This window comes from Roseinatronobacter alkalisoli (assembly GCF_028745735.1).
Classification (GTDB): Bacteria; Pseudomonadota; Alphaproteobacteria; order Rhodobacterales; family Rhodobacteraceae; genus Roseinatronobacter; species Roseinatronobacter alkalisoli.
The window spans coordinates 1-1769 of the sequence record NZ_JAQZSM010000099.1 but is presented as its reverse complement, the minus strand read 5'-3'; the positions used below and the strand labels follow the sequence as shown (position 1 = coordinate 1769).

Annotated in this window: 1 protein-coding gene; it reads right to left on the bottom strand. The window is 63.3% G+C overall.

All coding sequences use genetic code 11. The features are described 5' to 3' along the window. A partial coding sequence (locus PUT78_RS23445) for an IlvD/Edd family dehydratase (RefSeq protein WP_274354626.1) occupies window positions 1–1769 on the bottom strand: 1769 nt, incomplete at its 5' end.

Below are 1769 nucleotides of genomic sequence, written 5' to 3'. Positions count from 1 at the left end.
TCAATGATTATCGCGGGGCAGGTTTTGGCGGATGCGTTGATAGGCGGTGGCGAGTTCGAGGCAGCCGCCTTCGGCGAGTTGGCCGACATGGGAGCGGTAGATTTCCTGCCATGGGGTCTGATGGTGCAGCTCCGGCGGGGTCCAGGCGTTGCGGCGTGCGGCCCATTCGCCCGCATCGACCAGCGCATCCATCCGGCTGGCATTCAGGTCCAGCCGCACGCGGTCGCCGGTCTGCAGCAGCGCCAGCCCGCCGCCCACCACGGCCTCTGGCGAGGCATTCAGGATCGACGGGCTTTCCGATGTGCCCGATTGCCGCCCGTCACCCACTGTCGGCAGGTGCTGCACGCCCGCGCGCAGCAGCGCGTCCGGCGGCTGCATATTCACCACCTCGGCCGAACCGGGATAGCCCACACAGCCCACGCCACGGATGAACAGGATCGTTTCCTCGTCAATTTCCAGCGCCGGATCATTGATGCGGGCATGGTAATCTTCCGGCCCTTCAAACACCACGGCGCGGGCCTCGAACACGCCCTCATTCCCCGGTTCTGACAGGAAACGCGCGCGGAAATCGGGGGAAATCACGGATGTTTTCATCAGCGCGGACTCGAACAGATTGCCCGACAGCACCAGAAAGCCCGCATTCTCGCGCAAAGGGTCGGCAACAGGGCGGATGACATCGGGATCACGGCTGTCCCAGCCCGCCAGATTGGTGCCCAGCGTCGCGCCGCTGGCGGTCATCACATCCTCATGCAACAGCCCGGCCTTGCGCAATTCCCCCATCACCGCAGGCACACCGCCCGCGCGGAAGAAACTTTCGCCAAGATACGTGCCCGCAGGCTGCATATTGACCAGAAGCGGGATGTTGAAGCCGTGGGTCTGCCAGTCGCTCACATGTAAATCCACCCCCGCATGGCGCGCAATGGCCTGCAGATGCGGCGGCGCATTGGTCGACCCGCCGATGGCGGAATTGACGATAATGGCGTTCTCAAACGCCGCGCGCGTCAGAATATCCGAGGGTTTCAGATCCTCATGCACCATGGCCACGATGCGCCGTCCGGACTCGTAAGCCATCGCCATGCGTTCGCGGAACGGAGCGGGAATGGCAGAGGCGCCGGGCAGGGTCATGCCAAGCGCTTCGGCCATGGCGTTCATGGTGCTGGCCGTGCCCATGGTGTTGCAATGGCCAAGCGAGGGGGCGGAAGAACAGACCCGTTCCATGAATTCATCATAGTCGATCCTGCCTTCGGCCATCAGGCGGCGGCTTTCCCAGACAATCGTGCCTGATCCCGCGCGCTTGCCCTGCCACCAGCCATCCAGCATCGGCCCGCCATTCAGCGCAATCGCAGGCAGATCGACCGTGGCCGCCCCCATCAGCATGGCAGGCGTGGTCTTGTCGCAGCCGGTGGTCAGCACCACCCCGTCGATGGGATAGCCATGCAACACTTCGACCAGCCCCAGATAGGCCAGATTGCGGTCCAGCGCCGCTGTGGGCCGCTTGCCGGTTTCCTGAATCGGATGGACGGGGAATTCCATCGGTATCCCGCCCCCGTCGCGGATACCGGCCTTGATGCGGTCCATCAGAAAAACATGGATCTTGTTGCACGGCGCCAGGTCACTGCCCGTTTGCGCAATCCCGATCACCGGCCGCCCGCCCTGCAATTCAGCACGCGTGTATTCCTGATTCAGATAACGCTCCAGATACAACGCCGTCATCCCGGGATTGTCAGCATTGTCAAACCATTCCTGTGAACGGTACTTCTTGGGGGGGG